This window comes from Bradyrhizobium quebecense (assembly GCF_013373795.3).
Classification (GTDB): domain Bacteria; phylum Pseudomonadota; class Alphaproteobacteria; order Rhizobiales; family Xanthobacteraceae; genus Bradyrhizobium; species Bradyrhizobium quebecense.
This window is the reverse complement of the sequence record NZ_CP088022.1, coordinates 6,023,987-6,046,781: the sequence shown is the minus strand read 5'-3', so window position 1 is coordinate 6,046,781 and position 22,795 is coordinate 6,023,987. Positions and strand designations below refer to the sequence as shown.

18 protein-coding genes and 1 pseudogene are annotated in these 22,795 nt (G+C 65.5%); 5 read left to right on the top strand and 14 right to left on the bottom strand.

Features of this window, described 5'->3' with window-relative positions:
• Positions 1-17: 17 nt before the first annotated feature.
• The 3 genes from HU230_RS29180 to HU230_RS29170 are packed head-to-tail and all read right to left on the bottom strand — an operon-like array spanning position 18 to position 4,926.
• Entirely contained in the window at positions 18-3,137 is a 3,120-nt protein-coding gene (locus HU230_RS29180) for an efflux RND transporter permease subunit (RefSeq protein ID WP_176528847.1), read from the bottom strand.
• Positions 3,134-4,333, bottom strand: a complete 1,200-nt coding sequence (locus HU230_RS29175; RefSeq protein WP_176528848.1) for an efflux RND transporter periplasmic adaptor subunit — start codon at positions 4,331-4,333, stop codon at positions 3,134-3,136. Before HU230_RS29175 ends, HU230_RS29180 begins: the two co-directional genes overlap by 4 nt.
• The gene (locus HU230_RS29170) at positions 4,330-4,926 is read right to left on the bottom strand and encodes a hypothetical protein (RefSeq protein ID WP_224943680.1); all 597 of its coding nucleotides are present in this window, start codon (positions 4,924-4,926) and stop codon (positions 4,330-4,332) included. Before HU230_RS29170 ends, HU230_RS29175 begins: the two co-directional genes overlap by 4 nt.
• An 86-nt stretch (positions 4,927-5,012) precedes the next feature.
• Between HU230_RS29170 and HU230_RS29165 the strand changes: the two genes are divergently transcribed.
• A complete protein-coding gene (locus tag HU230_RS29165; RefSeq protein ID WP_224943678.1) occupies positions 5,013-5,906 on the top strand; it encodes a LysR family transcriptional regulator in 894 nt (297 codons plus the stop codon).
• A 79-nt stretch (positions 5,907-5,985) separates the two neighbouring features.
• Here the strand turns inward: HU230_RS29165 and HU230_RS29160 are convergent, their stop codons facing one another.
• Complete coding sequence (locus tag HU230_RS29160) at positions 5,986-7,590, bottom strand: DHA2 family efflux MFS transporter permease subunit (protein ID WP_176528850.1); 1,605 nt, start codon at positions 7,588-7,590, stop codon at positions 5,986-5,988.
• Complete coding sequence (locus tag HU230_RS29155) at positions 7,590-8,852, bottom strand: HlyD family secretion protein (RefSeq protein WP_420840812.1); 1,263 nt, start codon at positions 8,850-8,852, stop codon at positions 7,590-7,592. The genes HU230_RS29160 and HU230_RS29155 overlap by 1 nt, the downstream gene beginning before the upstream one ends.
• A 204-nt stretch (positions 8,853-9,056) precedes the next feature.
• Here HU230_RS29155 and HU230_RS29150 point away from each other — a divergent pair, with 204 nt between their 5' ends.
• Positions 9,057-9,785: a TetR/AcrR family transcriptional regulator gene (locus HU230_RS29150; protein WP_176528851.1), complete on the top strand. Its 729-nt coding sequence runs from the start codon at positions 9,057-9,059 to the stop codon at positions 9,783-9,785.
• A gap of 5 nt (positions 9,786-9,790) precedes the next feature.
• Here the strand turns inward: HU230_RS29150 and HU230_RS29145 are convergent, their stop codons facing one another.
• The 7 genes from HU230_RS29145 to HU230_RS29115 form a co-directional block, all read right to left on the bottom strand.
• Positions 9,791-10,507: a dihydrofolate reductase family protein gene (locus tag HU230_RS29145; RefSeq protein WP_176528852.1), complete on the bottom strand. Its 717-nt coding sequence runs from the start codon at positions 10,505-10,507 to the stop codon at positions 9,791-9,793.
• 158 nt (positions 10,508-10,665) lie between these two features.
• On the bottom strand, positions 10,666-11,262 hold the full coding sequence (locus HU230_RS29140; RefSeq protein WP_176534819.1) for a superoxide dismutase: 597 nt from the start codon (positions 11,260-11,262) through the stop codon (positions 10,666-10,668).
• Positions 11,263-11,443: 181 nt separating this feature from the next.
• On the bottom strand, positions 11,444-11,779 hold the full coding sequence (locus HU230_RS29135; RefSeq protein ID WP_176528853.1) for a hypothetical protein: 336 nt from the start codon (positions 11,777-11,779) through the stop codon (positions 11,444-11,446).
• Positions 11,780-11,823: 44 nt separating this feature from the next.
• Complete coding sequence (locus tag HU230_RS29130) at positions 11,824-12,057, bottom strand: hypothetical protein (protein ID WP_176528854.1); 234 nt, start codon at positions 12,055-12,057, stop codon at positions 11,824-11,826.
• A gap of 58 nt (positions 12,058-12,115) precedes the next feature.
• On the bottom strand, positions 12,116-13,507 hold the full coding sequence (chrA, locus tag HU230_RS29125) for a chromate efflux transporter (RefSeq protein ID WP_176528855.1): 1,392 nt from the start codon (positions 13,505-13,507) through the stop codon (positions 12,116-12,118).
• Positions 13,504-14,322 (bottom strand): chromate resistance protein ChrB domain-containing protein, encoded by an 819-nt coding sequence (locus HU230_RS29120; protein WP_176528856.1) that lies wholly within the window; start codon positions 14,320-14,322, stop codon positions 13,504-13,506. The genes chrA and HU230_RS29120 overlap by 4 nt, the downstream gene beginning before the upstream one ends.
• A gap of 227 nt (positions 14,323-14,549) precedes the next feature.
• The gene (locus HU230_RS29115) at positions 14,550-14,906 is read right to left on the bottom strand and encodes a hypothetical protein (protein ID WP_176528857.1); all 357 of its coding nucleotides are present in this window, start codon (positions 14,904-14,906) and stop codon (positions 14,550-14,552) included.
• 181 nt (positions 14,907-15,087) lie between these two features.
• Here HU230_RS29115 and HU230_RS29110 point away from each other — a divergent pair, with 181 nt between their 5' ends.
• The 3 genes and pseudogenes from HU230_RS29110 to HU230_RS29100 all read left to right on the top strand — a co-directional run bounded on the left by HU230_RS29110 (position 15,088) and on the right by HU230_RS29100 (position 17,671).
• Positions 15,088-15,366: a metal/formaldehyde-sensitive transcriptional repressor gene (locus HU230_RS29110; RefSeq protein WP_092126226.1), complete on the top strand. Its 279-nt coding sequence runs from the start codon at positions 15,088-15,090 to the stop codon at positions 15,364-15,366.
• Between the two features lie 5 nt (positions 15,367-15,371).
• Positions 15,372-16,457: a nickel/cobalt efflux transporter gene (locus HU230_RS29105; RefSeq protein WP_176528858.1), complete on the top strand. Its 1,086-nt coding sequence runs from the start codon at positions 15,372-15,374 to the stop codon at positions 16,455-16,457.
• Positions 16,458-16,579: 122 nt separating this feature from the next.
• Positions 16,580-17,671 (top strand): annotated as a pseudogene (locus HU230_RS29100) (Cj0069 family protein).
• 373 nt (positions 17,672-18,044) lie between these two features.
• Here HU230_RS29100 and maiA read toward each other — a convergent pair.
• Positions 18,045-18,704 (bottom strand): maleylacetoacetate isomerase, encoded by a 660-nt coding sequence (gene maiA, locus HU230_RS29095; protein WP_176528859.1) that lies wholly within the window; start codon positions 18,702-18,704, stop codon positions 18,045-18,047.
• A gap of 226 nt (positions 18,705-18,930) precedes the next feature.
• Complete coding sequence (gene metH / locus HU230_RS29090; RefSeq protein ID WP_176528860.1) at positions 18,931-22,794, bottom strand: methionine synthase; 3,864 nt, start codon at positions 22,792-22,794, stop codon at positions 18,931-18,933.
• Between the last annotated feature and the right edge of the window lies 1 nt (position 22,795).

Below are 22,795 nucleotides of genomic sequence, written 5' to 3'. Positions count from 1 at the left end.
CGTCTCCGCGGCAACGTTCAGCTCGACAATGTCGGATGTGCCGCAGGCTCAGCTGAACGGCTGCTGCGCATTCGGTTGATCCATTGGGTCAAGCCGTCGAGATAGATGTACACGACTGGCGTCGTGACCAGCGTCATCAGCTGCGAGACGATCAGCCCGCCGACGATGGCAAAGCCGAGCGGCTGGCGCAGCTCCGATCCGGTGCCGGTGCCGATCATCAGCGGGACGCCGCCGAGCATCGCGCACATCGTCGTCATCAGGATCGGGCGGAAGCGCGCCTTGCAGGCCAAGTAGACCGACTGCTCGGCAGGGAGATGCTGGTGGCGTTCGGCCTCCAGCGCGAAATCGATCAGCATGATGCCGTTCTTCTGCACGATGCCGATCAGCAGGATGATGCCGACCAGCCCGATCACGTCGAGCCCGAAGCCGAAGGCCCACAGCGCGAGCAGGGCGCCGAGCCCGGCGGACGGCAGGGTCGAGAGGATCGTGATCGGATGGATCGTGCTCTCATAGAGCATGCCGAGGATCAGATAGACCGCGACCACCGCGGCGAGGATCAGGATCGGCGTCGACGCGAGCGCGGCCTGGAACGCCTGCGCATTGCCCTGGAAGCTGGTGATCACGGTCGAGGGCACGTGCAGGTCGGCGGTCGCCTTCTGGACCGCCGCGACCGCGGTCCCCACTGCCGTGCCCGGCGCCAGGTTGAAGCTCAGCGTGACCGACGGAAACTGGCTCTGGTGGTTCACGGCGAGCGGCGCGGTGCCGTAGTCGATGCTCGCGATCTGGCTCAAGGGCACCATCGTGCCCGCGGACGAGCGGACGTAGATGCGGTTGAGCGCATAGGGGCCGAGCTGGAACGACGGATCGACCTCGAGGATCACGTAGTAGGTGTTGAGTGTCGTGAACAGCTGGGCGACGTGACGCTGGCCGAATGAGTCATAGAGCGTGTTGTCCACCGCGGCCGGATCGATGCCGAGGCGGGAGGCCGCGTCGCGGTCGATCTGCAGCTTGAGCTGACGCGCGGCGTTGGCCTGGTCGGTGGCGACGTCGGCCAGTTCCGGCAACGTCTTCAGCTTCTGATACAGCTTGCCGGCCCACAGATTGAGCTCGTCCTGGTTAACGTCGGTGAGGGTGTACTGGTACTGCGTCTTGGACAGCCGGCTGGCGAGATTGATGTCCTGCGTCGCCTGCATGAACACCGACATCCCCTTGATCTTCTGCAGCGCGGTGTCGAGCTGCCGGATCACCTGATCGGCGGAAGCATTGCGCTCGTTTCGCGGCTTCAACAGCACGAACAGGCGGCCGTTGTTCTCGGTCACGGTCGGGCCGCCCGGTCCGATATAGCCGGTCGCATTGGCGACCGAGGGGTTCTTGGCGATGACGTCGATGACGCTTCGTTGCAGCGTCGCCATCTGCGCCGGCGAGATGTCCGCCGACGCCTCGGTGATGCCGGTGATCATGCCGGTGTCTTGTTGAGGAAAGAAGCCCTTCGGGATGCCCACGAACAGCAGGCCGGTCAGGACGACGCTCGCCAGCATGACCGACAGGGTCGTCGCCTTGTAGCGCAACGCTCTGGCAAGCACGGCCTCGTAGGCCGCCTGGATCGCAACAAAGCCGCGTTCCAGCGCGCGCGACACCGCTCCAGCATTGGCGCCCTGGTGCGGCGACAGCAGATAGGCGCACATCATCGGCGTCAGGGTCACCGAGACGATCACCGATACCACGATGGCAACGCACACCGTGACGGCGAACTCCTGGAACATGCGGCCGATCACGCCACCCATCAGCAGCAGCGGAATGAACACCGCGATCAGCGAGACCGAGATCGAGATGATGGTGAAGCCGATCTCGCCGGCGCCCTTCAGCGCGGCCTGCATTGGAGAGAGGCCTTCCTCGATATGCCGCGAGATGTTCTCGATCATCACGATGGCATCGTCGACGACGAAGCCGACCGCGATCGACAGGCCCATCAGCGACAAATTGTCGAGGCTGTAGTTGAGCAGATACATCACGCCGAAGGTGCCGATCAGCGAGATGGGAACCGAGACAGCGGGAATGATGGTCGCCCACAGATTGCGCAGGAACAGGAAGATCACGCCGACCACCAGCGCAATGGTCAGCACCAAAGTGAGCTGAACGTCGGCGACGCTGGCGCGGATGGTCTGGGTGCGGTCGGAGGCGATCTGGACCTTGATGTCGGACGGCAGGCTCGACACCAGCTGCGGCAGCAGCTTCTTGATGCCGTCCACCGTGCTGATCACGTTGGCGCCGGGCTGACGCTGGATCGCGAGGATGACGGCGGGCTTGTCGTTGTACCAGCCATGCAGCGTGATGTCCTCGGCCGCCACCACGGCATGCCCGATATCGCGTAAGCGGACCGGTGCGCCGTTGCGATAGGCGATGATCAGGTCGTCATACTTGCTCGCGGCCAGCACCTGGTCGTTGGTGGCGAGCGTATAGGCCTGCTGGCTGCCGTAGAGTACGCCCTTGGGCTGGTTCACGGTGATGTTGCCGAGCGTGGTGCGCAATTGCTCGAGATCGAGCCCCGCGGCGGCGAGCTTGGCCGGATTGACCTGCACCCGGATCGAGGGCTTTTGCATGCCGCCGATGGTGACGAGCGAAACGCCCGGCACCTGCGACAATTTCTGCGCCAAAATGCTGTCGGCATAGTCGTCGACCTTGGTCAGCGGCTCGGTGTCCGACATCAGCGCGATCAGCAACACCGGCACGTCGGCCGGGTTGACCTTATGGAAGGTCGGCGGCGACGGCATGGTCTTGGGCAATTGCCCCGATGCCGCATCGATCGCGGTCTGCACGTCCTGCGCGGCCGCATCGACGCTGCGGTTCAGCGCGAATTGCAGCGTGATCTGGGTGTTGCCGAGCCCGCTGCTCGAGCTCATGCCGGTGAGGCCGGCGATCTGCCCGAATTGCCGCTCCAGCGGCGTCGCGACCGAGGAGGCCATGGTCTGCGGATCGGCGCCGGGCAATTGCGCGGTGACCTGGATGGTCGGGGTATCCACGGTCGGCAGCGCCGAGACCGGCAGCCGCACGAAGGCGATCATGCCGACCAGCACGATGGCGATGGCCAGAAAGGCGGTGGCGACGGGCTTGCGGATAAAACCTGCGGAGATGTTCATGGCAGCATGCCTGCGCTTGCGGTGGTTGCGTTCTGGACCTGGTCTTTCTTGTCATCGGGCGCGATCTCGACCGTCGTCCCCGGATTGAGCCGATACTGACCCGCGGTGACCACGGTCTCGTTCGCGGCGAGGCCCTGCTCGATCAGGACCTGTCCATCGCGCGATTGGCCGGTGGTGACATTGCGGATGCTGACGACGTTGTTCGCTCCGACCACATAGGCGAAGCTGCCGTCCGGTCCCTGGCGCACCGCCGTCAGCGGCACGGTGAGCGCGTCGTGACGAATCGCGATCGTCAGATGGACGTTGACGAAGGTGCCGGGCCACAGCGTGTTGCCGGCATTGGGAAAGGACGCCTTCAGCTGCACCGTGCCGGTCGTGCTGTCGACCTGGTTGTTGATCAGCATCAGGCTGCCGTGGTCGAGCTTGCGCTTGTTCTGTGCATCATAGACGTCGACCGAGGCGTCTCCGGACGCCAGCGCCTGCCGCACGCCGGGGATCTCGCCGGACGGCAGCGTGAAGATCACAGCGATCGGCTGCAGCTGGGTGAGGATCACAAGCCCGTTGGTGTCGGTTGGGTGCACGATGTTGCCGGGATCGATGCGGCGGATGCCGGTGACGCCGTCAAACGGCGCGGTGATCGTGGCGAAGCTCAGCTGGGTCTGCGCGGCTTCCAGCGCCGCCTTGTCGAGCGCGACCGTGCCTTCGCCCTGCGTGACCTGCGAATCCTGGGTGTCGAGCAGTTGCTGGGTCGCAAAGCCGCGATTGGCGAGCGGCTGCGTTCGCGCCAGATTGGTCCTGGCGTTCTTCAGGCTCGCCTCGTCGCGCGCCAGCGCGGCCTCGGCCTGGTCGACCTGGGCCTCGTAGACCCGCGGGTCGATCCTGGCGAGCACGTCGCCGCGCTTCACCTGCTTGCCCTCGACGAAATCGACGCTGTCGAGCGTACCCTGCACCTGGGTGCGTATGGTGGCCGTATTGATCGGCGTCACCGTGCCCAGTCCTTCGAGCACGATCGGCACATCATGCTGCAGGACCTTCGCCGCCGTCACCGGAACGACGGGTGTGGCCGCGGCGGACTGCGTGGCCGGCGGTGCATGGTCCGTTGCGCCGTCCGGCCGATGCGCGACAAAAGCGCCGGCGCCGATTGCGGCGGCGGCCACCAGGCCCGCGCACGCGATCTTGAAGGTCTTCGATATCATGGGTCACCAGCTCCATCGGTTGTCCGGCGGCCGATCGTTGCGACCAGCTCCAGGACGAAGGTTTCAGTTGCGCTCGCTGCGGCCGCTTCCGTTCCACGGCCGGCGGTCAAATCGACGTGGATGATGCGTGCGTCGAGATCGGCGGCGCGCAACGCGCCGATCAGGCTGCCTTGCGGCGCATCGTCGTTGCGATGAACGACGAGCCGGATCGCGGTCACCGTCGGCACGATGTGAAACGGCAGTGCGTCGGAGGCGACGTCGATCGCGACAATGCCGCCGCAGGGCAGCTCGCCGCGCAGCGCCAGTTCGAGCATGCGCCGCGCGACCGATCCCTCGCCGAGCAGGATCAGCTGCCGCGGGATCATGCCGACGCGGTCGAGCGCCGCGGCGACGCCGCTCAGAATGCCGGCGTAGCTCGCTTCGCGGAGCTCGATCGGCAGCCATGTTGCCAGCGGCGTAAGCCGGCGCCAGCGCGCGAAGGTTTCGGGCACGGCGATGGACGCGGCATCGGGGGCCACCAGGACGCCGACCAGCACGCCCGTGGTGGCGCGACGGGGCCGGGTTGCGATTGCGCTGTGCGGGCTTTCGGACATGCCCGGAAGCTGGGCTTCGGCCCGATATTATTCAAATGAATTGTCTTTATCCTCCAATTCACATCGTGCATGATGAAGGCATGCGGATGCGCGATCTGGATCTCAATCTGCTGCTGGTGTTCGACGCCGTCATGCGCGAGCGCAGCGTGGTGCGCGCGGCCGGCGCGCTTGCCATCAGCCAGCCCGCCGTGAGCCACGCGCTGAACCGGCTGCGTCATGCGCTGAAGGACCAGCTGTTCGTCCGCACGCCGTCCGGCATGCTGCCGACGCCGCGGGCGGAAGCGCTCGCGCTGCCGGTCCGCAAGGCGCTCAGCGAACTGCAACTCGCGGTCGAGGGAGATCGTTTCGATCCGGCGCAGGCGGAACGGCGCTTCACCATTGCCGTCAACAATTATGCCGCGGTGGTCGCGGCCGGCGCGATCATCGCCGCGGTGCGCGCACAGGCACCTAAGGTGCGGTTGACGCTGGTGCCGAGCGGGACGCTCAATCTCGCCGACAGGCTCGACCGCGGCGAACTCGATCTCGCGATCTCCGCGCGCGCGCTGGAGGGCGAGCGCTTCGCCTCCTGCCGGTTGATCGAGGACCGCTTCGTCGCGGTGCTGAGGGCCGGTCATCCGGCGTTGCGCAAGAAGCTGACCGGCGAGACGCTGGTCGAGCTGCCGCACCTTGCGATCACCTCCAGCGGCGAAGATCTGGATTTCATCGACGCCTGGCTGCGGGCACGCAAGGCGAGCCGCATCATTGCTTCCGATGTGCCGTATCTGTCCGCCGGCGCGGTCCTGGTGCAATCGAACATGGTTGCGATCCTCGGGCGCAAGCTCGCGCTCGAATTCCGCCGCGCCTATCCGATCGAGATGCGGGAGCTGCCGTTCGATGCATCGAAGTTGCAGAGCGTCATGAGCTGGCACCGCCGCTTCGACGATCTGCCGGCGCACGGCTGGCTGCGGGACACGATCATTGCCGCCACGCGCGGCATTTGATCTGCGCCGATAGGATCTCGAATCGATGCGCCCGCGCCGATCTTTGGCGCGGGCGTATCGCAGTTGGGCTCTGCACTCGTCAATGACCGACCGGCGCGGGGCCGCCGAGCTTGACCTTGCGCAAGGTCAGCGCCAGCGGGATCGCCGAGAGCGCGATCAGCATCAGGACCCAGAACGCATCCATGTAGGACAGGAACGAGGCCTGGGTCTGCACCTGCTGCCCGATCCACTGGATCGCCTGCTGGTGCGCCTGCGCCAGCGAATTGCCCTGGGCGACGAAGAAGTCGGTGACCTGGTGCAGCGTGTCCTGGTATTGCGGGCTCGACGGCGTCACCTGCTCAACCAGCCGGCTCTGATGGAATTGCTGGCGATGCGTCAGCACGTTGGAGACGATCGAGACGCCGATCGAGCCGCCGGTGTTGCGCGCCGCGTTGATCAGCGCGGAGGCCTGGTCGGTCTTGTCAGGCGGAATGCCGTCATAGGACGCCGCCATGATCGGCACGAAGATCAGAGGCAGACCGACGCCGATCAGCATGCGCGAGCGCGCCATGAACCAGAAGCCGAGATCGCCGTAGACGTTGGTCATGCTGTACATCGAGGCGGCGATCACCAGCGCGCCGGCGACGATCAAATATTTCGGCTGCACCTTGGCGGCGAGCCGGCCGACCGCGAACATCATCACCATGGTGACCACGCCGCCGGGCGAGAGCACGAGGCCGGCCCAGGTCGCGGTGTAGCCGAAATCCTGTTGCACCAGCTGCGGCAGGAACTGGGTGGTCGCAAGCAGGATGGCGCCGGTCGCCAGCATCACCAGGAAGCAGGCGCCGAATTGCCGGGTCGCGACCATGCGCAGGTCGATCATCGGATTGCGGCGGGTCATCTCCCACGGGATCATCAGCACGAACGCCACGGCGCTGATCGCCGCAAAGGTGATGATGAAGGGCGAAGAGAACCAGTCGTCCTCGAGGCCGCGGTCGAGCGTCACCTCGAGCGCGCCGAGGAAGGTCGCAACCAGCGCGAAGCCGACGAAATCGAAGCTGTTGTTCTGCGGCTGTGCGGCCTTCTGCGCTCCCTTGGCCTTCGCGGGCTCTTGCAGCACTGCTGCGATCAGCGCGATCGCGAACACGCCGACCGGGGCGTTGATCAGGAAGCACCAGTGCCAGGACAGATTGTCGGACAGCCAGCCGCCGAGCGTCGGCCCGACCACCGGCGCCACCACCACGGCGATGCCGAACACCGCAAACGCCTGGCCGCGCTTGGCCGGCGGGAAGGCGTCGGCGAGGATCGACTGCGCCACCGGCACCATGCCGCCGCCGCCGAGACCCTGCAGGATGCGGAACAGCAGCAGTGCGTTCAGATTGGGCGCGAAGCCGCACAGCACCGAACTCACCGTGAAGATGCCGAGGCAGATCAGGAAGAAGGTCTTGCGGCCCAGCATTCTTGCGAGAAAGCCGGAGGCGGTCAGGATGATGGCGTTGGACACCAGGTAGGTCGTGACCACCCAGGAGGCCTCGTCCTCGCTCACGCCCATGCCGCCTGCGATGTAGGGCAGCGCGACGTTGGCGATGGTGGTGTCGAGCACCTCCATGAAGCTCGCGAGCGCAACCACGATCGCGATCAGCCAGGGATTGACGGCAACGCTCGGAGCCGGGATGCCTTTGGCGTCGATTGCGGCCGCGCTCATTACTGCCTCCCAAAATTCAACTTCTCAAGACGCTCGAGCAGCGACGGCGCGGGGTTGATCCGCACGGTCGGGACGACAGACATGCCCGGGCCGAGCGCGACGTCGGTCGGCGGATCGTCCATCACGATCTTCACCGGCACGCGCTGCACGATCTTGACGTAGTTGCCGGTGGCGTTCTGCGCCGGCAGCAGCGAGAACGCGGTGCCCGATCCCGGCTGCACGCTCTCGACATGGCCTTTGATCGTGCGGCCGGGATAGGCGTCGATCTTCAGCGTCACCTTCTCGCCCGGACGCATCTGGTCGAGCTGGATCTCCTTGAAGTTCGCGGTGACCCAGGTCTGGTCGGGCACGAACATCGTGAGGTTGGTGCCGGCCTGCGCGAATTGGCCGACCGCCGCCGACAGATTGACGACGCGGCCCGGCTGCGCGGCGGTGACCGTGGTGTAGGACAGGTTGAGCTTGGCCTGGTCGCGCTGCGCCCCGGCCTGGGCAAGGTTGGCGACCGCGCTCTTGCGCTGCGCCTTCAGCGATTCCACCTGGCGCTGCGCCAGGTTGAGCGTCGCCTGCGCGCTCAACAGAGACGCCTGCTGCTGATGCAGTTGCGAGGTGTACTGCTCGGAATTCTGCACCGTGCCGTAGCCGGTCTGTTCCAGATGCTGGTAGCGCGTCGCCTGCTGCTGGGCGAAGGTCAGCGCCGCCTGGGCCTGGTCGACCTGGGCCTGGTTGGCTGATATCTGCGCCTGCTGCACGTCGAGCTGGGCATCGACATTCTGGATGCTGGCCTGCGCGGCCGCGACCTGCGCCTCGGCCTGCGCCAGCGCGACGCGATAGTCGCGGTCGTCGATGCGCGCGATCACGTCGCCGGCGGCGATGTGCTGGTTGTCGGTGACCGGAACCGCAGTGATGTAGCCGGAGACTTTTGGCGCGAGCGCGAACTGCCGCGCCGCGATGAAGGCGTCATCGGTGGATTCGAAATGCCCGGTGTAGTCCATGTAGAGGGTGCCGCCGCCGAGCGTGGCGGCGAGCAGCACAGCGCCGATCGCGGAGACCACCGGACGGCGGCGCAGGAAGCCGCGCCGCTGTGGGGCGACTTCCGGCGGGGCGGGCTCCTTGCTTGCAGGGCGCTCCTGCGCGGGCGCCCGCGCGGTGACCTCCGACCGCTCGGATGTGACGTTGGGCTCGTGTGAGGCGGGTGCCGAGGGTGAACCCTCGATGCTCTCGTGCCCTCCTTGGTCGCGCTCCAAAACAGTGTCTTCGAACATGATGGCTGCTCCTGCTGTCGGGCGAGGTATGCAAGGTTTTCGCAAAAGGGAACGGTACCGTTCCGTTCTGTGCGGCAAATAGTCTCGCGGCAGCGCAGCGTCAATAGAAACGGAACTGTATCGTTCTATTTACAACTAGATGTGATAAGGCTATATTGCTTGATGTTACCGGCCGGACCGGCCCATGGAACCCGGGGAAGACTGATGACCACCAGTACCCTGAAGATGCCGCGGGCGCGCAAGACCAGGGCGGCGACCGGGCCGGTCGAGGTGCGCGCGGGCCGGCCGCCGAAGGAATTGGCCGGCGAGGTCGATGCGCGCATCCTCGATGCCGCACGCGAGGTGTTCCTTGAGCGCGGGTTCGAAGGCGCCAGTATCGACGAGATTGCGGAGGCCGCGCGCTCCGGCAAGCGCACCATCTATGCGCGCTTTCGCGACAAGCGCGCGCTGTTCACCGAGGTGGTGACGCGGGACATCCTGTCACGAATCGCAGAGTTCAAGGCGGACGCGCCGCTCGGCGCGACGGTGGAGGAGCGCCTCACCAGCGTCGCCTCGACCCTGTTGCATTGGGGCCTCGACGCCGACCGGATCGGCCTGATGCGGCTTGCGATCGCGGAGGCGCATCGCTTCCCGGATCTCGCCGCCACCGTCAACCGCAGGGCGCGCGCGCTCGCCACCGAGTTCGGCGTTCACCTGCTGCGCGACCTGACGCGATCCGACGAACTCGGCAAGCTGCCGGCCTTCGCGCCGGAGCACCTGCCGACCACGGCGCGCCTGTTCCTCGACATCATCGCGGTACCGATGCTGCTGCGGGCTCTCTACGAAGTCGACCTCAAGGCGCTCGATCCCGAGCTCGATGAGCACGTCGCGCGCGGCGTCGGGTTTTTCGTCGCGGGATGCAGGAGCGGCTGGGCGGATGGTCCCCAGCAATAGGCCGCTCAGCCCGGTGCGCGCTCCACGGCGTGACGCAGCCAGACCATGCCGCCTTCCAGCGTCTCGCAGTGCGTGAGCCGGAGCGACTGGCCGGCGCCGGGGCGGTCGCCGTCCGGGCCGTGATAGTCGACGATGCTCTGCGATCCCGCGACGCCGTCGACGGCCGGATGGATCAATGTGCTGAACTCGTCGATCAGCCCCTGCTTCAGGAACGCGCCATTGATCCCGCCGCCGCCTTCGAGCAGCAGCGTCTTGGCGCCGAACAGCGCCGCGAGCTGGGTCATCGCGCTCGCCAGATCGTCGCCCTTCGCCCCGGCAAAGATGTAGGACGCGCCGTCCTCGCGCAGCGAGGCGAGATGGCTGTCCGAGACTTGCTCGCCGAGCACCGCAACGGCGTGATCGCCGCCGACATTGTCCTTGCCGAAATGCACGCGGCCCGACGGATCGATGCCAACAGCGAGCTTGCGGCCGTTGCGGTTGCCGAGATGCGGCTCGCGCGGCAGTCTCGGTGGGTTGGCTATGTGCCGCTCGGTTCCCTTGGCCATCTCGTTCATGGTCACGCGGCCGATGATCCATCCATCGGCATTGAAGCCGTCATGGATCCTCTCATAGTGGGAGCGCAGCACGTCGGCCGGGATGCCGGCGGCCGGCTTGGTGAAGCGGCTGGGATGCAGCCGGCCGTCGATCGACGTGCCCATGTGGCAGATGATGTGGGGTCGCATAGACTAACTCTTCGGTGGAGCGGCGCGGTGACAGCGCCCGGGGGGAGGGGCAAGCTCTGATCTAGAATGGCGGAGGCGCGTTCTCAATGCCGATAACGCAGCAGTGTTTGGCAACGCGCCCACCAAATGGAACCGGCAGCGCCGCTCCACGTCTCTCCTCACGTCTCCTTCGCGTATTGCTCGTAAAGCCGGGCTGCATTGTCCCAGCGAATGGCCTCCATGTAGACGTCGACATAGCGGGCTGCGGCGGCACCGAAGTCCATGTGATAGGCGTGCTCATACATGTCGAGCACCAGGACCGGACGGCCCCCGGCCAGCGTCGTCGTATGATCCGCGGCCCATTGATTGACCAGCCGCTTGTCGCGGGGCGAGTAAGCGAGGATCACCCACCCCGAACCGCCACCTTCGGCCTTGCCCATCGCCGCGAATTCCGTCTGCCAGCGCTCCATGCTGCCGAAGTCGCGCGTAATCGCCTCGGCGAGCGCTCCGTTCGGTTTGCCGGCGCCGCCGAGTCCATCGAAATAGACTTCATGCAGGATCATCGAGTTCGCTGCGATCAGCTCCTCGCGCTTCAGGCCGTTGATCACAAAGTTCGGCGCCTTGGCGAAGTCGAGTTCGGCAAGCTGCGTGCCGATGGCATTCAGCCGCTTCACCGCGCCGACGTAATTGTTCTCGTAATGGCTGACGAGAATCTTCTCCGAGATGCCGCTGATCGATTTCGGGTCGAACGACATCGGTTTTGCCTGATAGGACATGGCCCTGGTTCCTGTCTGCTGCTTGGTTTCGGCAGCGGCTTGGTTGGCGCCCAGCACGACTGCCGACGCGGTGGCCGCGCCGACCGCGGTGATGAAGTTTCGGCGCTCGGTGTTGATGGTCATTGGTCCTCCTGATGTTGGAAATGCCGATACTTTTGGATCTAAGGCGCAAAAGTTCGCGCTATTCCTTCGTGAGCCCGACGATGGTCCGGAATCCCGAGATGTCCTGCACCGAGAACGCGACGGGCTCGCCGAAGCGAACGGCGTTGAAGAGCAGGCCGTCCTGAACCTTGAACGGCTCTATTCTGTCCGGAGACAGGCGTATCCTGATCGTGTTGTTGCGTTCATCGATGCTGTCGACGACGCCGCGCAGGATCTCGGTCGCCGGCGGCTGGACCGCCGCCGTCGCGGCCAGTGCAACGACGGCTTGCTGCGGCTCGCTGTCGTCGCTTGGCGTCGCGAGAGACATTGCGGGCCAGAGCAGGGCGACACACAGTGCCAAGGTTGATTTGGGCATGATTGCTCCTCGTTCAGTTCGATTGTGGTGGTTTCGCCAGGACCTCAGTCCTGCTCCTTGACCTGACCGCTGCTGTCGATCACGAGCCTCACGGGCTTGCCGTTCTTCATCGCCTTCGCCGTCATACCCTCGGCCGTCGATTTGACGTCGCCGATGTTCCCGTAGCCGGCGGCCTGAAGCTTCGCGACAAGCTCGTCCTGCGTCAGGGCGTTGGCGGGCATCGCGCCGGCCGCGATCGCAAGCGCGAGGATCAAATGCGAGAGGGTTGTTTTCTGCATGGTCGTTCTCCTGGTTGTGTTGTGCTGCCCCAGGTTCTCGTGACGCGTGCCGCTCCGTTCAGATGAGACCTGCCAGGCGCAGCAGCACGCCCGTGATGCAGGACGCTGCGAGGACGCTGAGCATCCCCACATTGAAACGGAAGATCGCGATGGCGGCGGCGACGGACAGCGCAAGCGCAGGCCACTCGATGCTATCAGGCACCGGCGCGTCGAACGACAGGCCAAGCCCGTGCATCGCAAAGGTTTGCCGAAACAGCGTATGCAGCGCAAACCAGATCGACAGGTTGAGGATCACGCCGACCACGGCGGCCGTGATCGCCGAAAGCGCGCCCGCCAGCACCTTGTTGCCGCGCAGCGCTTCGATGTAGGGCGCGCCGACGAAGATCCACAGGAAGCACGGTGTGAACGTCACCCATGTCGCCAGCAACCCGCCGAGCGTGGCGGCTAGCATCGGAGACAGCCCGCTTGCCTCACGGAACGCGGCCATGAAGCCCACGAACTGAACCACCATGATGAGCGGGCCGGGCGTGGTCTCGGCCATGCCGAGCCCGTCCAGCATCTCGCGTGCGCTAACCCAGTGATAATATTCCGCCGCCTGCTGCGCGACGTAGGCGAGCACGGCGTAGGCTCCGCCGAACGTCACCATCGCCATCTTGCTGAAGAAGATCGCGATCTGGGTGAACACGTCGCCGGGCCCCAAGACGATGAGCAGCCCGAACACCGGGATAAGCCAAAGCGCGAGCCAGACCGCGCCGACCCGCAAGGCGCGCGATGCGTTGGGACGGACGTGATCCGGCACCGCGTCGCCGAGCATGCTGTCGATCGCGGCTGAGCTCTTCCCGCCATGCTCGACGGCTGCAAATTCCGGCCGGCCCAGGCGTGCGCCGACGAGGCCGACGACGGCCGCGGCTCCGATGATCAGTGGAAACGGCACGGCGAAGAAGAAGATCGCGACAAAGGCGATGGCCGCGAGCGCGACCATCACCCGGTTGCGCAGCGCGCGTTTGCCGACCCGCACCACGGCCTGGATGACGATGGCAAGCACCGCGGCCTTCAGGCCGAAGAACAGGGCCTCCACAAACCCCACATTGCCGTACGCTGCGTAGACGTAGCTGAGGCCCATGATGGCGAAGATGCCGGGCAGGATGAACAATCCGCCTGCCACGATGCCCCCAAGCGTCCGGTGCAGCAACCAACCGATATAGGTCGCGAGCTGCTGCGCTTCCGGTCCCGGCAGCAGCATGCAGTAGTTGAGGGCGTGCAGGAAACGTCCTTCCGATATCCAGTTCTTCTCCTCGACCAGAATGCGATGCATCACGGCGATCTGGCCGGCCGGTCCGCCGAAGCTCAGGATGGCGACACGCATCCAGACGAGCAGCGCCTCGTGAAATGAGATGCCGTGCGCGTGCTCCTCTCCGCGCGCCCTTGGTGTCGTTGCGACGTCCGTCATGGCTTCACCTTGCTGGTCGGCCAGTTGTGCGTCTCGCGGGTCGCGTCGCGGCACCAGCGATAGAAGGCGTCGTAGAGCAGCATGCCGGCGCTCAACTGTTCGAGGTCGTCGTCGAACATGCGCGACAGGCCGAGCGAGGCGGCGAGCAGTCCGGACGCCTCCGGCGAAAGCTCGAGCCGCGCGGTGTCCGCGGCGCGCACCATCGTCGCGAGCCGCTCCAGCGCCGGCGTCGAGAGACCAAATTCCTTCACCATGACGTCGAACGTGCAGAGTTCGCCGCGATGGCTCCAGAACACATTCTCGATATCGAACGGCGTGGCCTCGAATCGGTCGGCGACGCCTTCGACCTCCGCCGATGTGACGAACAGAAAGACGGCCGCGGGATCGACAAAGCGTCGGATCAGCCACGGACAGGCGATGCGATCGATCTTCGGTCGCGATCGCGTCACCCAGATGGTGCGGCCGCGCCCGTCACGTTTCGGAATCCTGTCGGCGGGAACGGTCGGAAGTTCCGCTTCCCTCCAGCCGAGGTGCCCACCCTCCAGAACTTCAGCTGCAATGTTGCTGCACCGCAGCCAGGCGGCGGTGCCTTCGGCCAGTTTCTGCCCCCTCTGGCAGACGACGACCACGGATTGGCCGGAGAGGCCGGAAGCCCAATCCTCGACGTCGAGATGGGAGCGCCGGATAGCGCCCGGGATCAAGCGCGGATCGGCGACGAAATCCTCATCGAGGCGAACGTCGACAAGCGCCGGCGCCTTGGCCGTACCGATGAGACGAGACAGTTTTTCGGATGAGATCGATGTGTATGACGACATGGTGCGTCCTTGGTGAACAGGACGCGATTCTTGGGCATGTCGCCTCGCGGGGAGATCGCACATCCCCGTGCCCCGGAATTAAGACCTTGTGTTGATCGATGTCAACCGGAGTGCGCCCGCGGTCACAAGCGAAACGTCCAGGTCACTGTCACGAACAGTTCACCTGCGCGGTTTGGAACAATGTTCCGACCGCGACGCAAGACTCAGACGGTCAGGATCGCTGCGATCTAGAAGCCGCAATCCCTGAATTGTTTTGCGCCGACGTGAAATCGCGAGCCTTGCTCGACGAAGTCCACGTCCAGGCACTGGTTGCCCCGACGGAACGCGCCGATGCCGTTGCATCGGAGATATTCGAGGTTTATCCGCCAGCGTTTTTCACGCGGCGAGTAGGTCGCGAAGTCGTGTTGGGCGCTGGCTGGTCCTCTGCAAATCCCTGCGATGTATTGCCGGACTTCGGGCGGCAAACTGTCGATGTGATCGGAATTCCAGGGGCCGTCATTATGCCCAATGCTGCTCTTGGACACGGCCGGCAGTTCGCTCGAAAGCAGGATCGGGAGAGCCAACATCAGGATGTGGACTTTCACGCGACGCCTCCCTTGCCAGTTGTTTCGTGACCCTTGTTCCTGGATTGACCGGATTCAACGCCGTCGGCGCCGCAATGTAAAGCGCGGGCCAGGCAACCCAGCGTGAGCGCGGCCGGGCCCGCGCACCCCACCGGGCCCGAAACGGGTTGACCAATATAGGGTACCCCCCTATATTATGGCCATGTCGCACACGATCAAGCACAAGTCCAAGCTCGTCGGCCGGGTCCGCCGCATCAAGGGTCAGCTCGACGCCGTCGAGCGGGCGCTGGAGTCCGAGATCGGCTGTGCCGACGTGTTGATGCTGGTGGCCTCGGTTCGCGGCGCCATCAACGGTCTCACCGCGGAACTGCTCGAGGATCACATCCGCCATCACGTGGTGGACCCTGCCCGGGAGAAGGATCCCGAGAGAGCGCAGGGCGCGGCGGACCTGATCGACGTCGTTCGTACCTATTTGAAGTGAAGCACATGACCGATCTGTCTCGGCTGCTCCAGCAGAGCAGCGCGCATGCATGGCTGTTCGTCCCCAGTGCGATCCTGCTCGGCGCGCTGCATGGTCTCGAGCCCGGCCACTCCAAGACGATGATGGCGGCCTTCATCGTCGCCATCCGCGGCACCGTGGTGCAGGCGGTGCTGCTCGGCCTGTCGGCGACGATCTCGCACACGGCCATCGTCTGGATCATCGCGCTGGCGGGGCTGCATTTCGGCCAGCAGTGGTCCGGCGAACGCAGCGAAGCCTGGCTGCAACTGGCCTCGGCGGCGATCATCATTTCGATCGCAGCCTGGATGGCCTGGCGCACCTGGCGCGAGCAGAATTCGGAACACGGCCATCACCACGATCATGACCATGATCACCATCATCATGACGAAACGCGGCAACTGACCCTGGCCGGGCAATCGCTGTCACTCGAAGTCTTCGAGGACGGCGTGCCGCCGCGCTGGCGGTTGCGAAGCGAGGCCGGGGCGCTCCCGGCAGCCGGCGAAGTTGATGTCGTGACGATCCGTCCCGACGGCCGCGAACAGCAGTTTCGCTTCGCCGCGCGGGACGGCTATCTGGAAAGCATCGATGAAATTCCGGAGCCGCATGCCTTCAAGGCACGCGTGTCGGTGCGGGCGGACACGGCCGAAGTCCTGTTCGAGGAGCATGACCATGCGCATATGGACCTCGGCGACGCGGACGATGCGCATGCGCGCGCGCACGCCGCCGACATCCGCAAGCGCTTTGCCGGGCGGACCGTCACGACGTGGCAGATCATTCTGTTCGGCCTGACCGGCGGGCTCATTCCGTGTCCGGCGGCGATCACCGTGTTGCTGCTCTGCCTTCAGCTCAAGCAGTTCAGCCTCGGCTTCGTGCTGGTGCTCTGCTTCGGCATCGGGCTTGCGATCACCATGGTCTCGGTTGGCGTCGCGGCGGCGCTCAGTCTGCGTCATGTCGAGCGTCATTGGGGCGGCTTCAGCCGCTTCGCCCAACGCGCGCCCTACGTGTCGGCCGCGCTGATCGTTTTGGTCGGCCTCTACACGGGCTGGCTGGGGTTGCACGGGATCACGGCCTGATCCCACTTCCATCTTGAAACCTGCGCGAGGTGGTCTGGAGTTCCTGCCAAGGGGACAAGGCGGACTCCCCGTGAGACTTCGGTCCAAGCTCTGCGCGACACTCACCGTCGTGGAGCTTTGATATGGACACCGAACAGCACACATCCCGTCGTTCCAAAATCGCCATCCTGTGGCGTGGCGATGCCGCGTCGCGCCGGGAGGCGACCCCACAAAACAGCCGTTTCGTTTCGCGTCTTCGAAGCGCTTGCCGCTTCCGGCATCGATGCTTTTCCCGTCGTCTATGACGAGAGCTTCGCCGATCTCGTCCGCGACCAATTGCTGACCGCGGACGGCGTTCTCGTCTGGGTCGATCCGATCCATCAGGGCAAGACCCGCGCGGCGCTCGATCCGCTGCTGCGCGAGGTCGCGATGAAGCGTCCGTGGGTCAGCGCACATCCCGAAATCATCCTCAAGATGGGCGTCAAGGACGTGCGCTATCGGACGCGTCATCTGGGCTGGGCGCTGACACGCATCGATACGCCACCGCGGACGCCTTCCGCGCCGCACCGTCGCGCCTTCGCGCGGCCGGGCCGCGCGTGCTCAAGCAGAACCGTGGCAATGGCGAGCAGGGCGTCTGGAAGGTGGAAGCCTTGAAGGTGGAAGGCTTACCGAATGCGGACGCCACCGTCTGCGTGCTCCACGCACTGCGCGGCAGCCGGCCCGGGGAGCTGCCGCTGGACGCCTTCTTGGCACGCTGCGAGCCGTATTTCGGTTGGGGCGGCTGCATCATCGATCAGGCATTCCAGCCGCGACTGCCCGAGGGCATGATCCGTTGCTATGTCAGCGGATCGAAGGTCGCGGGCTTCGGACACCAACTGATCAAGGCCTTGATCCCGTCGCCGCCGGAAGGTCCGGACTCACCGGAAGCCCAACCCGGACCGCGCATCATGCACGGTCCTGATGCCGCACAATTCCAGACGCTGCGGCGGCTGATGGAGGACAAATGGATTCCAGGGTTGATGGCGGCGCTGGCGATCGATGAAGCGTCGCTGCCGGTGATCTGGGATGCGGACTTCCTCTACGGTCCGCGCGATGCCGACGGCGCCGATACCTATGTGCTCTGCGAGATCAACGCGAGCTCGTGCTTTGCGATTCCCGAAGAGACGCCGGCGGCGATCGCGCGGACGGTCGGCGAGCGCGTTCGTCTGCATCTGGAGAGCGATGCGGGCCGGTAGGGCAGGGCCGCTGATGGGTGAGGTCTAATTATTGGGCCCACGCGATGTGATGTGAGCACGCTTCTCAGGCTCGCTCTCCCCTTGTGGGAGAGGGGTGGCCTCGGGGCGAGAAAGCTCGGACTATTCGTGTCGCGAAAACGCGAACGTGTGATTCACAAGCGGGCCAAAAATTCGCTGTCGTCCCGGGCAAGCGCAGCGCGACCCGGGACCCATAACCACCGATGGTCATCGTTGCACAACGCTGGAGCCGCAGCTCGCTTCAACAACAATGCCCTGTGGTTATGGGTCTCCTGCTTTCGCAGGGACGACGGTGGAGAGGGTCGTGCACACGTTTGCGCCTCTGTCTATGCTTCGCGGCGCTTCCGTTCGCGCACTACTTCGCGCGCATCGCCTCGGGCGTATCCGGCTGCGCGGAGGGATGCGCCTTGGCGAACGCCGGCAGCGCCATTGCGGTGTCGTGGATGCGCTTCACGGTCGGCCAGGGCGACAGGCTGATCTGCTGGTTGATCGCCGCGGTGACATGGCCGACCAGGCAGATATCGGCGAGGGTCGGCGCATCGCCGTGACAGAACTGGCCGGTTGCCTTGTGGCCGGCGAGGTGGCCCTCGAGCGCCGCCAGCGTCTCGACCGTCCAGTGCCGCCGCCAGGCGTTCTGCTGGCTGTCGCGCAGATCGAGCTCGCGGTCGAGATAGCGGCGCACCCGTGGCGTCAGCAGCGGATGGCCCTCGCAGGCGACGATCAGCGCAAGCCCGCGCACCCGGGCACGGCCGAGCGCGTCGGGCGGCAGCAACGGCGGGCTCGGGTAGGTCTCGTCGAGATAGTCGATGATCGCGAGCGACTGGAACAGCACCGTGCCATCGTCGGTCACCAGCGCCGGCAGCGCCATCTGCGGATTGATCTTGCGATAGGCATCAGTGCGATGCGCGTCCGCATCGATGTCGACGAACACGACCTCCGCCGGCACGCCCTTCAGATTGAGCGCGATCCGCACCCGAAAGCTCGCCAGCGATCGCCAGAAGGAGAAGAATTGCATGGGGAGGGTCCGATGTTCACCTCGCCCCGCCCTTTTGCGGGGAGAGGTCGGCGCGCAGCGCCGGGTGAGGGGCATGGCACGATCGTGCCGCACCATAGCCCACTCCGACTCGGAAATCCTCACCGGACAACAAAGGAAACCGTCATTGCGGAGGAACCCCTCACCCGAAGCCTTCGGCTTCGACCTCTCCCCGCAAGAGCGGGGCGAGGTGAAGCGGCGGCTGGAGCTACCCCGCACCCACCTTCTTCTTCCGCCAGGCAAGGTGCACCGCGCAGGTGCAGCCCTGCGGATGCGAGGCGAGTTCCCGAGACTCCTCGTCGTTGGCGGGCGTCGCGGCAGGCGCGATCGCCTGGCCCTTGGCGCCGTCCTGCGAGGGGATGTAGTTCAACACCGGCGCCAGCCAGCGCTCGACCTCGGCGACCGTCATGGCCTTGCGTGCGGCATAGTCCTCGACCTGGTCGCGTTCGATCTTGCCGACGCCGAAATAGAAGCTTTCGGGGTGCGAGAAATACAGGCCCGAAACCGACGAACCCGGCCACATCGCGTAGCTCTCGGTCAGCTTCACGCCGGACGTGTTCTCGGCATCGAGCAGCGCGAACAGCGTCCGCTTCTCGGTGTGGTCGGGCTGCGCCGGATAGCCGGGCGCGGGGCGAATGCCGTCATACTTTTCGAGGATCAATTCGTCCGGCGACGAGGCCTCGTCGGGCGCATAGCCCCAGAACTCCTTGCGCACGCGCTGGTGCATGCGCTCGGCAAAGGCTTCCGCCAGACGATCGGCCAGCGCCTTGCACAGGATCGAGGAGTAGTCATCATTGGCGTTCTTGAAACGGTCGGCGACCGCATCCTCGCCGATCCCCGCGGTGACGACGAAGCCGCCGATATAGTCGGGCACGCCGGTCTCCTTTGGCGCGACGAAGTCGGACAGCGCGGCGTTGAAGCGGCCCTCGCGCTTCTCGAGCTGCTGGCGCAGCGTGTGGAAGGTCGCGATCTTCTGCTTCCGCGTCTCGTCGGCATAGACCTCGATGTCGTCGCCGACGGCATTTGCCGGCCAGAAGCCGATGGCGGCCCGCGCAGTGAACCACTTCTCCTGGATGATCGTGTCGAGCATCTTGCGCGCGTCGGCATAGAGCGAGCGGGCGACTTCGCCGACCTTGGGGTCGTCGAGGATCGCGGGGAAGCGGCCGGTCAATTCCCAGGTCTGGAGGAACGGCGTCCAGTCGATGTAGTCGGCGAACTCGGCGAGATCGTAGGCATCGAAGCTCTTCAGCCCGAAGAACGCCGGCTTCTTCGGCGGCGCCGCCGCAAAGTCGATCGCGACCTTGTTGGCGCGGGCGTCGTTGAGCTTCAGCCGCTTCTTGTCGGCCTGGGCGCGGAAATGCGCCGTCGAGATCTTGGCGTATTCGGCGCGCACCTCGGCGGCATAGGCCTGCTTCTTCTCGGCCGACAGCAGCGAGGAGGCGACGCCGACGGCGCGGCTCGCATCATTGACATGCACGACCGGGCCGCCCGGATAGTTCGGGTCGATCTTGACGGCGGTGTGCACCCGGCTCGTGGTGGCGCCGCCGATCAGGAGCGGCACGTTCATGCCCTGCCGTTCCAGCTCGCCGGCGAGGAAGCTCATCTCGTCAAGCGAGGGCGTGATCAGGCCGGACAGGCCGATGATGTCGGCGCCCTCGGCCTTCGCGGTCTCGATGATCTTGTTGGCGGGCACCATGACGCCGAGGTCGATGACCTCGAAATTGTTGCACTGGAGCACGATGCCGACGATGTTCTTGCCGATGTCATGGACGTCGCCCTTCACGGTCGCGAGCACGATCTTGCCCGCGGCGTTGCGGCCGCCGGTGATGCCATTGGCGAGGTTGCGCGCCTTCTCCTCCTCCATGAACGGCATCAGGTAGGCGACCGCCTGCTTCATCACGCGGGCCGACTTCACGACCTGCGGCAGGAACATCTTGCCGTCGCCGAAGAGATCGCCGACCACGTTCATGCTGGCCATCAGCGGCCCCTCGATGACGTCGAGCGGACGGGACGTGTTCTGGCGGGCGGCTTCGGTGTCGGCCTCGATGAACTCGGTGATGCCGTGCACCAGCGCGTGACTGAGTCGCTTCTCGACCGGCCATTCGCGCCAGGCGAGATCCTGCTCCTTGGTCTGCTTCTCCTTGCCGCGGAATTTCTCGGCAAGCGCCAGCAGCCGCTCGGACGCGCCCGGGTCGCGGTTGAGGATCACGTCCTCGCAGGTCTGGCGCAGCTCGGGGTCGATGTCGTCATAGACGATCATCTGTCCAGCATTGACGATGCCCATGTCCATGCCGGCATGGATGGCGTGATACAGGAACACCGAGTGCATCGCCTCGCGCACCGGCTCGTTGCCGCGGAACGAGAACGACAGGTTGGAGACGCCGCCAGAGATGTGGGCGCCGGGCAGGTTCTGGCGGATCCAGCGCGTCGCCTCGATGAAGTCGACGCCGTAATTGTTGTGCTCCTCGAGGCCAGTCGCGATCGCGAAGATGTTCGGATCGAAGATGATGTCCTCGGGCGGGAAGTCGAGCCGGTTGACCAGAAGGTCGTAGGCGCGCTTGCAGATCTCGGTCTTGCGCGCGAACGTGTCGGCCTGGCCGGTCTCGTCGAACGCCATCACCACCACGGCGGCGCCGTGACGCTTGGCGACCGTCGCCTCGTGCAGGAATTTCTCCTCGCCTTCCTTCATCGAGATCGAGTTCACGATCGGCTTGCCCTGGATGCATTTCAGGCCGGCCTCGATGACGTGGAATTTCGAGGAGTCGACCATCACGGGCACCCGCGCGATGTCGGGCTCGGCGGCGACGAGGTTGAGGAACGTCACCATCGCCGCTTCGGAGTCGAGGAGGCCCTCGTCCATGTTGACGTCGATGACCTGGGCGCCGTTCTCGACCTGGTCGCGCGCCACCTGAAGCGCGGCGGTGTAGTCGCCCGCGGTGATCAGCTTGCGGAAGCGCGCCGAACCGGTGACGTTGGTGCGCTCGCCGACGTTCACGAACGGGATCGCGTCGGTCAGCGTGAACGGCTCGAGGCCGGAGAGCTTGAGCCGCGGTTCGATCTCGGGCACGACGCGCGGCTTGTGCGGGGCGACGGCCCTGGCGATCGCCGCGATATGATCGGGCGTGGTGCCGCAGCAGCCGCCAACGATGTTGACGAGGCCGGCGGCAGCGAACTCGCCAATCAGCCGGGCCATGTAGTCCGGCGTCTCGTCATACTGGCCGAACTCGTTGGGCAGGCCGGCGTTGGGGTAAGCGCAGACCAGCGTGTCGGCGACGCGGCCGATATCGGCGATATGCGCGCGCAGATCCTCGGCGCCGAGCGCGCAATTGAAGCCGATCGTGATCGGCTTGGCGTGCCGCACCGAATGCCAGAACGCCTCCGGCAGCTGCCCGGAGAGCAGCCGGCCGGACTTGTCGGTGATGGTGCCGGAAATCATCACGGGCACGTCGATGCCGCGCTCCGCGATGAGCTCGGCGATCGCATACAGCGCCGCCTTGGCGTTCAGCGTGTCGAAGATGGTCTCGACCAGCAGCAGGTCGGCGCCGCCATCGAGCAGGCCCTTGGCCTGTTCGCCATAGGCCTTGCGCAGATCGTCGAAGGTCACCGCGCGATAGCCGGGATTGGAGACGTCGGGCGAGATCGAGGCGGTGCGGTTGGTCGGGCCAAGCGCGCCGGCGACGAAGCGCTGCTTGCCGTCCTCGGCGCTCACCCGCTCCGCGGCCGCACGCGCGAGCCGAGCGCCCTGCAGGTTGAGCTCATAGGCGAGGTCCGACATGTCGTAGTCGGCCTGCGCGATCGAGGTGGAGGAGAAGGTATTGGTCGCGACGATGTCGGCGCCGGCGCGCAGGTAGGCGGCGTGGATGTCCGTGATCGCCTCAGCCTGGGTCAGGATCAGGAGATCGTTGTTGCCCTTGATGTCGCGGTGGAAGTCCTTGAAGCGTTCGCCGCGGAAGGCGGCTTCGTCGAACTGCAAGCCCTGGATCATCGTGCCCATGGCGCCGTCGAGCACCAGGATGCGCTCGCGGGCAGCCGCGAGCAAAGCGTTACGCTTGGGGGAAACCGGTACGGACATG

Bases quoted from the DNA above. Each gene is read 5' to 3' on its own strand.
- HU230_RS29135 (WP_176528853.1), bottom strand. From the start codon at position 11,779: ATGCCCAAATCAACCTTGGCACTGTGTGTCGCCCTGCTCTGGCCCGCA.
- HU230_RS29175 (WP_176528848.1), bottom strand. From the start codon at position 4,333: ATGATATCGAAGACCTTCAAGATCGCGTGCGCGGGCCTGGTGGCCGCC.
- HU230_RS29160 (WP_176528850.1), bottom strand. From the start codon at position 7,590: ATGAGCGCGGCCGCAATCGACGCCAAAGGCATCCCGGCTCCGAGCGTT.
- HU230_RS29150 (WP_176528851.1), top strand. From the start codon at position 9,057: ATGACCACCAGTACCCTGAAGATGCCGCGGGCGCGCAAGACCAGGGCG.
- HU230_RS29145 (WP_176528852.1), bottom strand. From the start codon at position 10,507: ATGCGACCCCACATCATCTGCCACATGGGCACGTCGATCGACGGCCGG.
- HU230_RS29105 (WP_176528858.1), top strand. From the start codon at position 15,372: ATGACCGATCTGTCTCGGCTGCTCCAGCAGAGCAGCGCGCATGCATGG.
- HU230_RS29165 (WP_224943678.1), top strand. From the start codon at position 5,013: ATGCGCGATCTGGATCTCAATCTGCTGCTGGTGTTCGACGCCGTCATG.
- HU230_RS29170 (WP_224943680.1), bottom strand. From the start codon at position 4,926: ATGTCCGAAAGCCCGCACAGCGCAATCGCAACCCGGCCCCGTCGCGCC.
- HU230_RS29130 (WP_176528854.1), bottom strand. From the start codon at position 12,057: ATGCAGAAAACAACCCTCTCGCATTTGATCCTCGCGCTTGCGATCGCG.
- chrA (WP_176528855.1), bottom strand. From the start codon at position 13,507: ATGACGGACGTCGCAACGACACCAAGGGCGCGCGGAGAGGAGCACGCG.
- HU230_RS29180 (WP_176528847.1), bottom strand. From the start codon at position 3,137: ATGAACATCTCCGCAGGTTTTATCCGCAAGCCCGTCGCCACCGCCTTT.
- HU230_RS29110 (WP_092126226.1), top strand. From the start codon at position 15,088: ATGTCGCACACGATCAAGCACAAGTCCAAGCTCGTCGGCCGGGTCCGC.
- HU230_RS29155 (WP_420840812.1), bottom strand. From the start codon at position 8,852: ATGTTCGAAGACACTGTTTTGGAGCGCGACCAAGGAGGGCACGAGAGC.
- HU230_RS29120 (WP_176528856.1), bottom strand. From the start codon at position 14,322: ATGTCGTCATACACATCGATCTCATCCGAAAAACTGTCTCGTCTCATC.
- maiA (WP_176528859.1), bottom strand. From the start codon at position 18,704: ATGCAATTCTTCTCCTTCTGGCGATCGCTGGCGAGCTTTCGGGTGCGG.
- HU230_RS29140 (WP_176534819.1), bottom strand. From the start codon at position 11,262: ATGTCCTATCAGGCAAAACCGATGTCGTTCGACCCGAAATCGATCAGC.
- metH (WP_176528860.1), bottom strand. From the start codon at position 22,794: ATGTCCGTACCGGTTTCCCCCAAGCGTAACGCTTTGCTCGCGGCTGCC.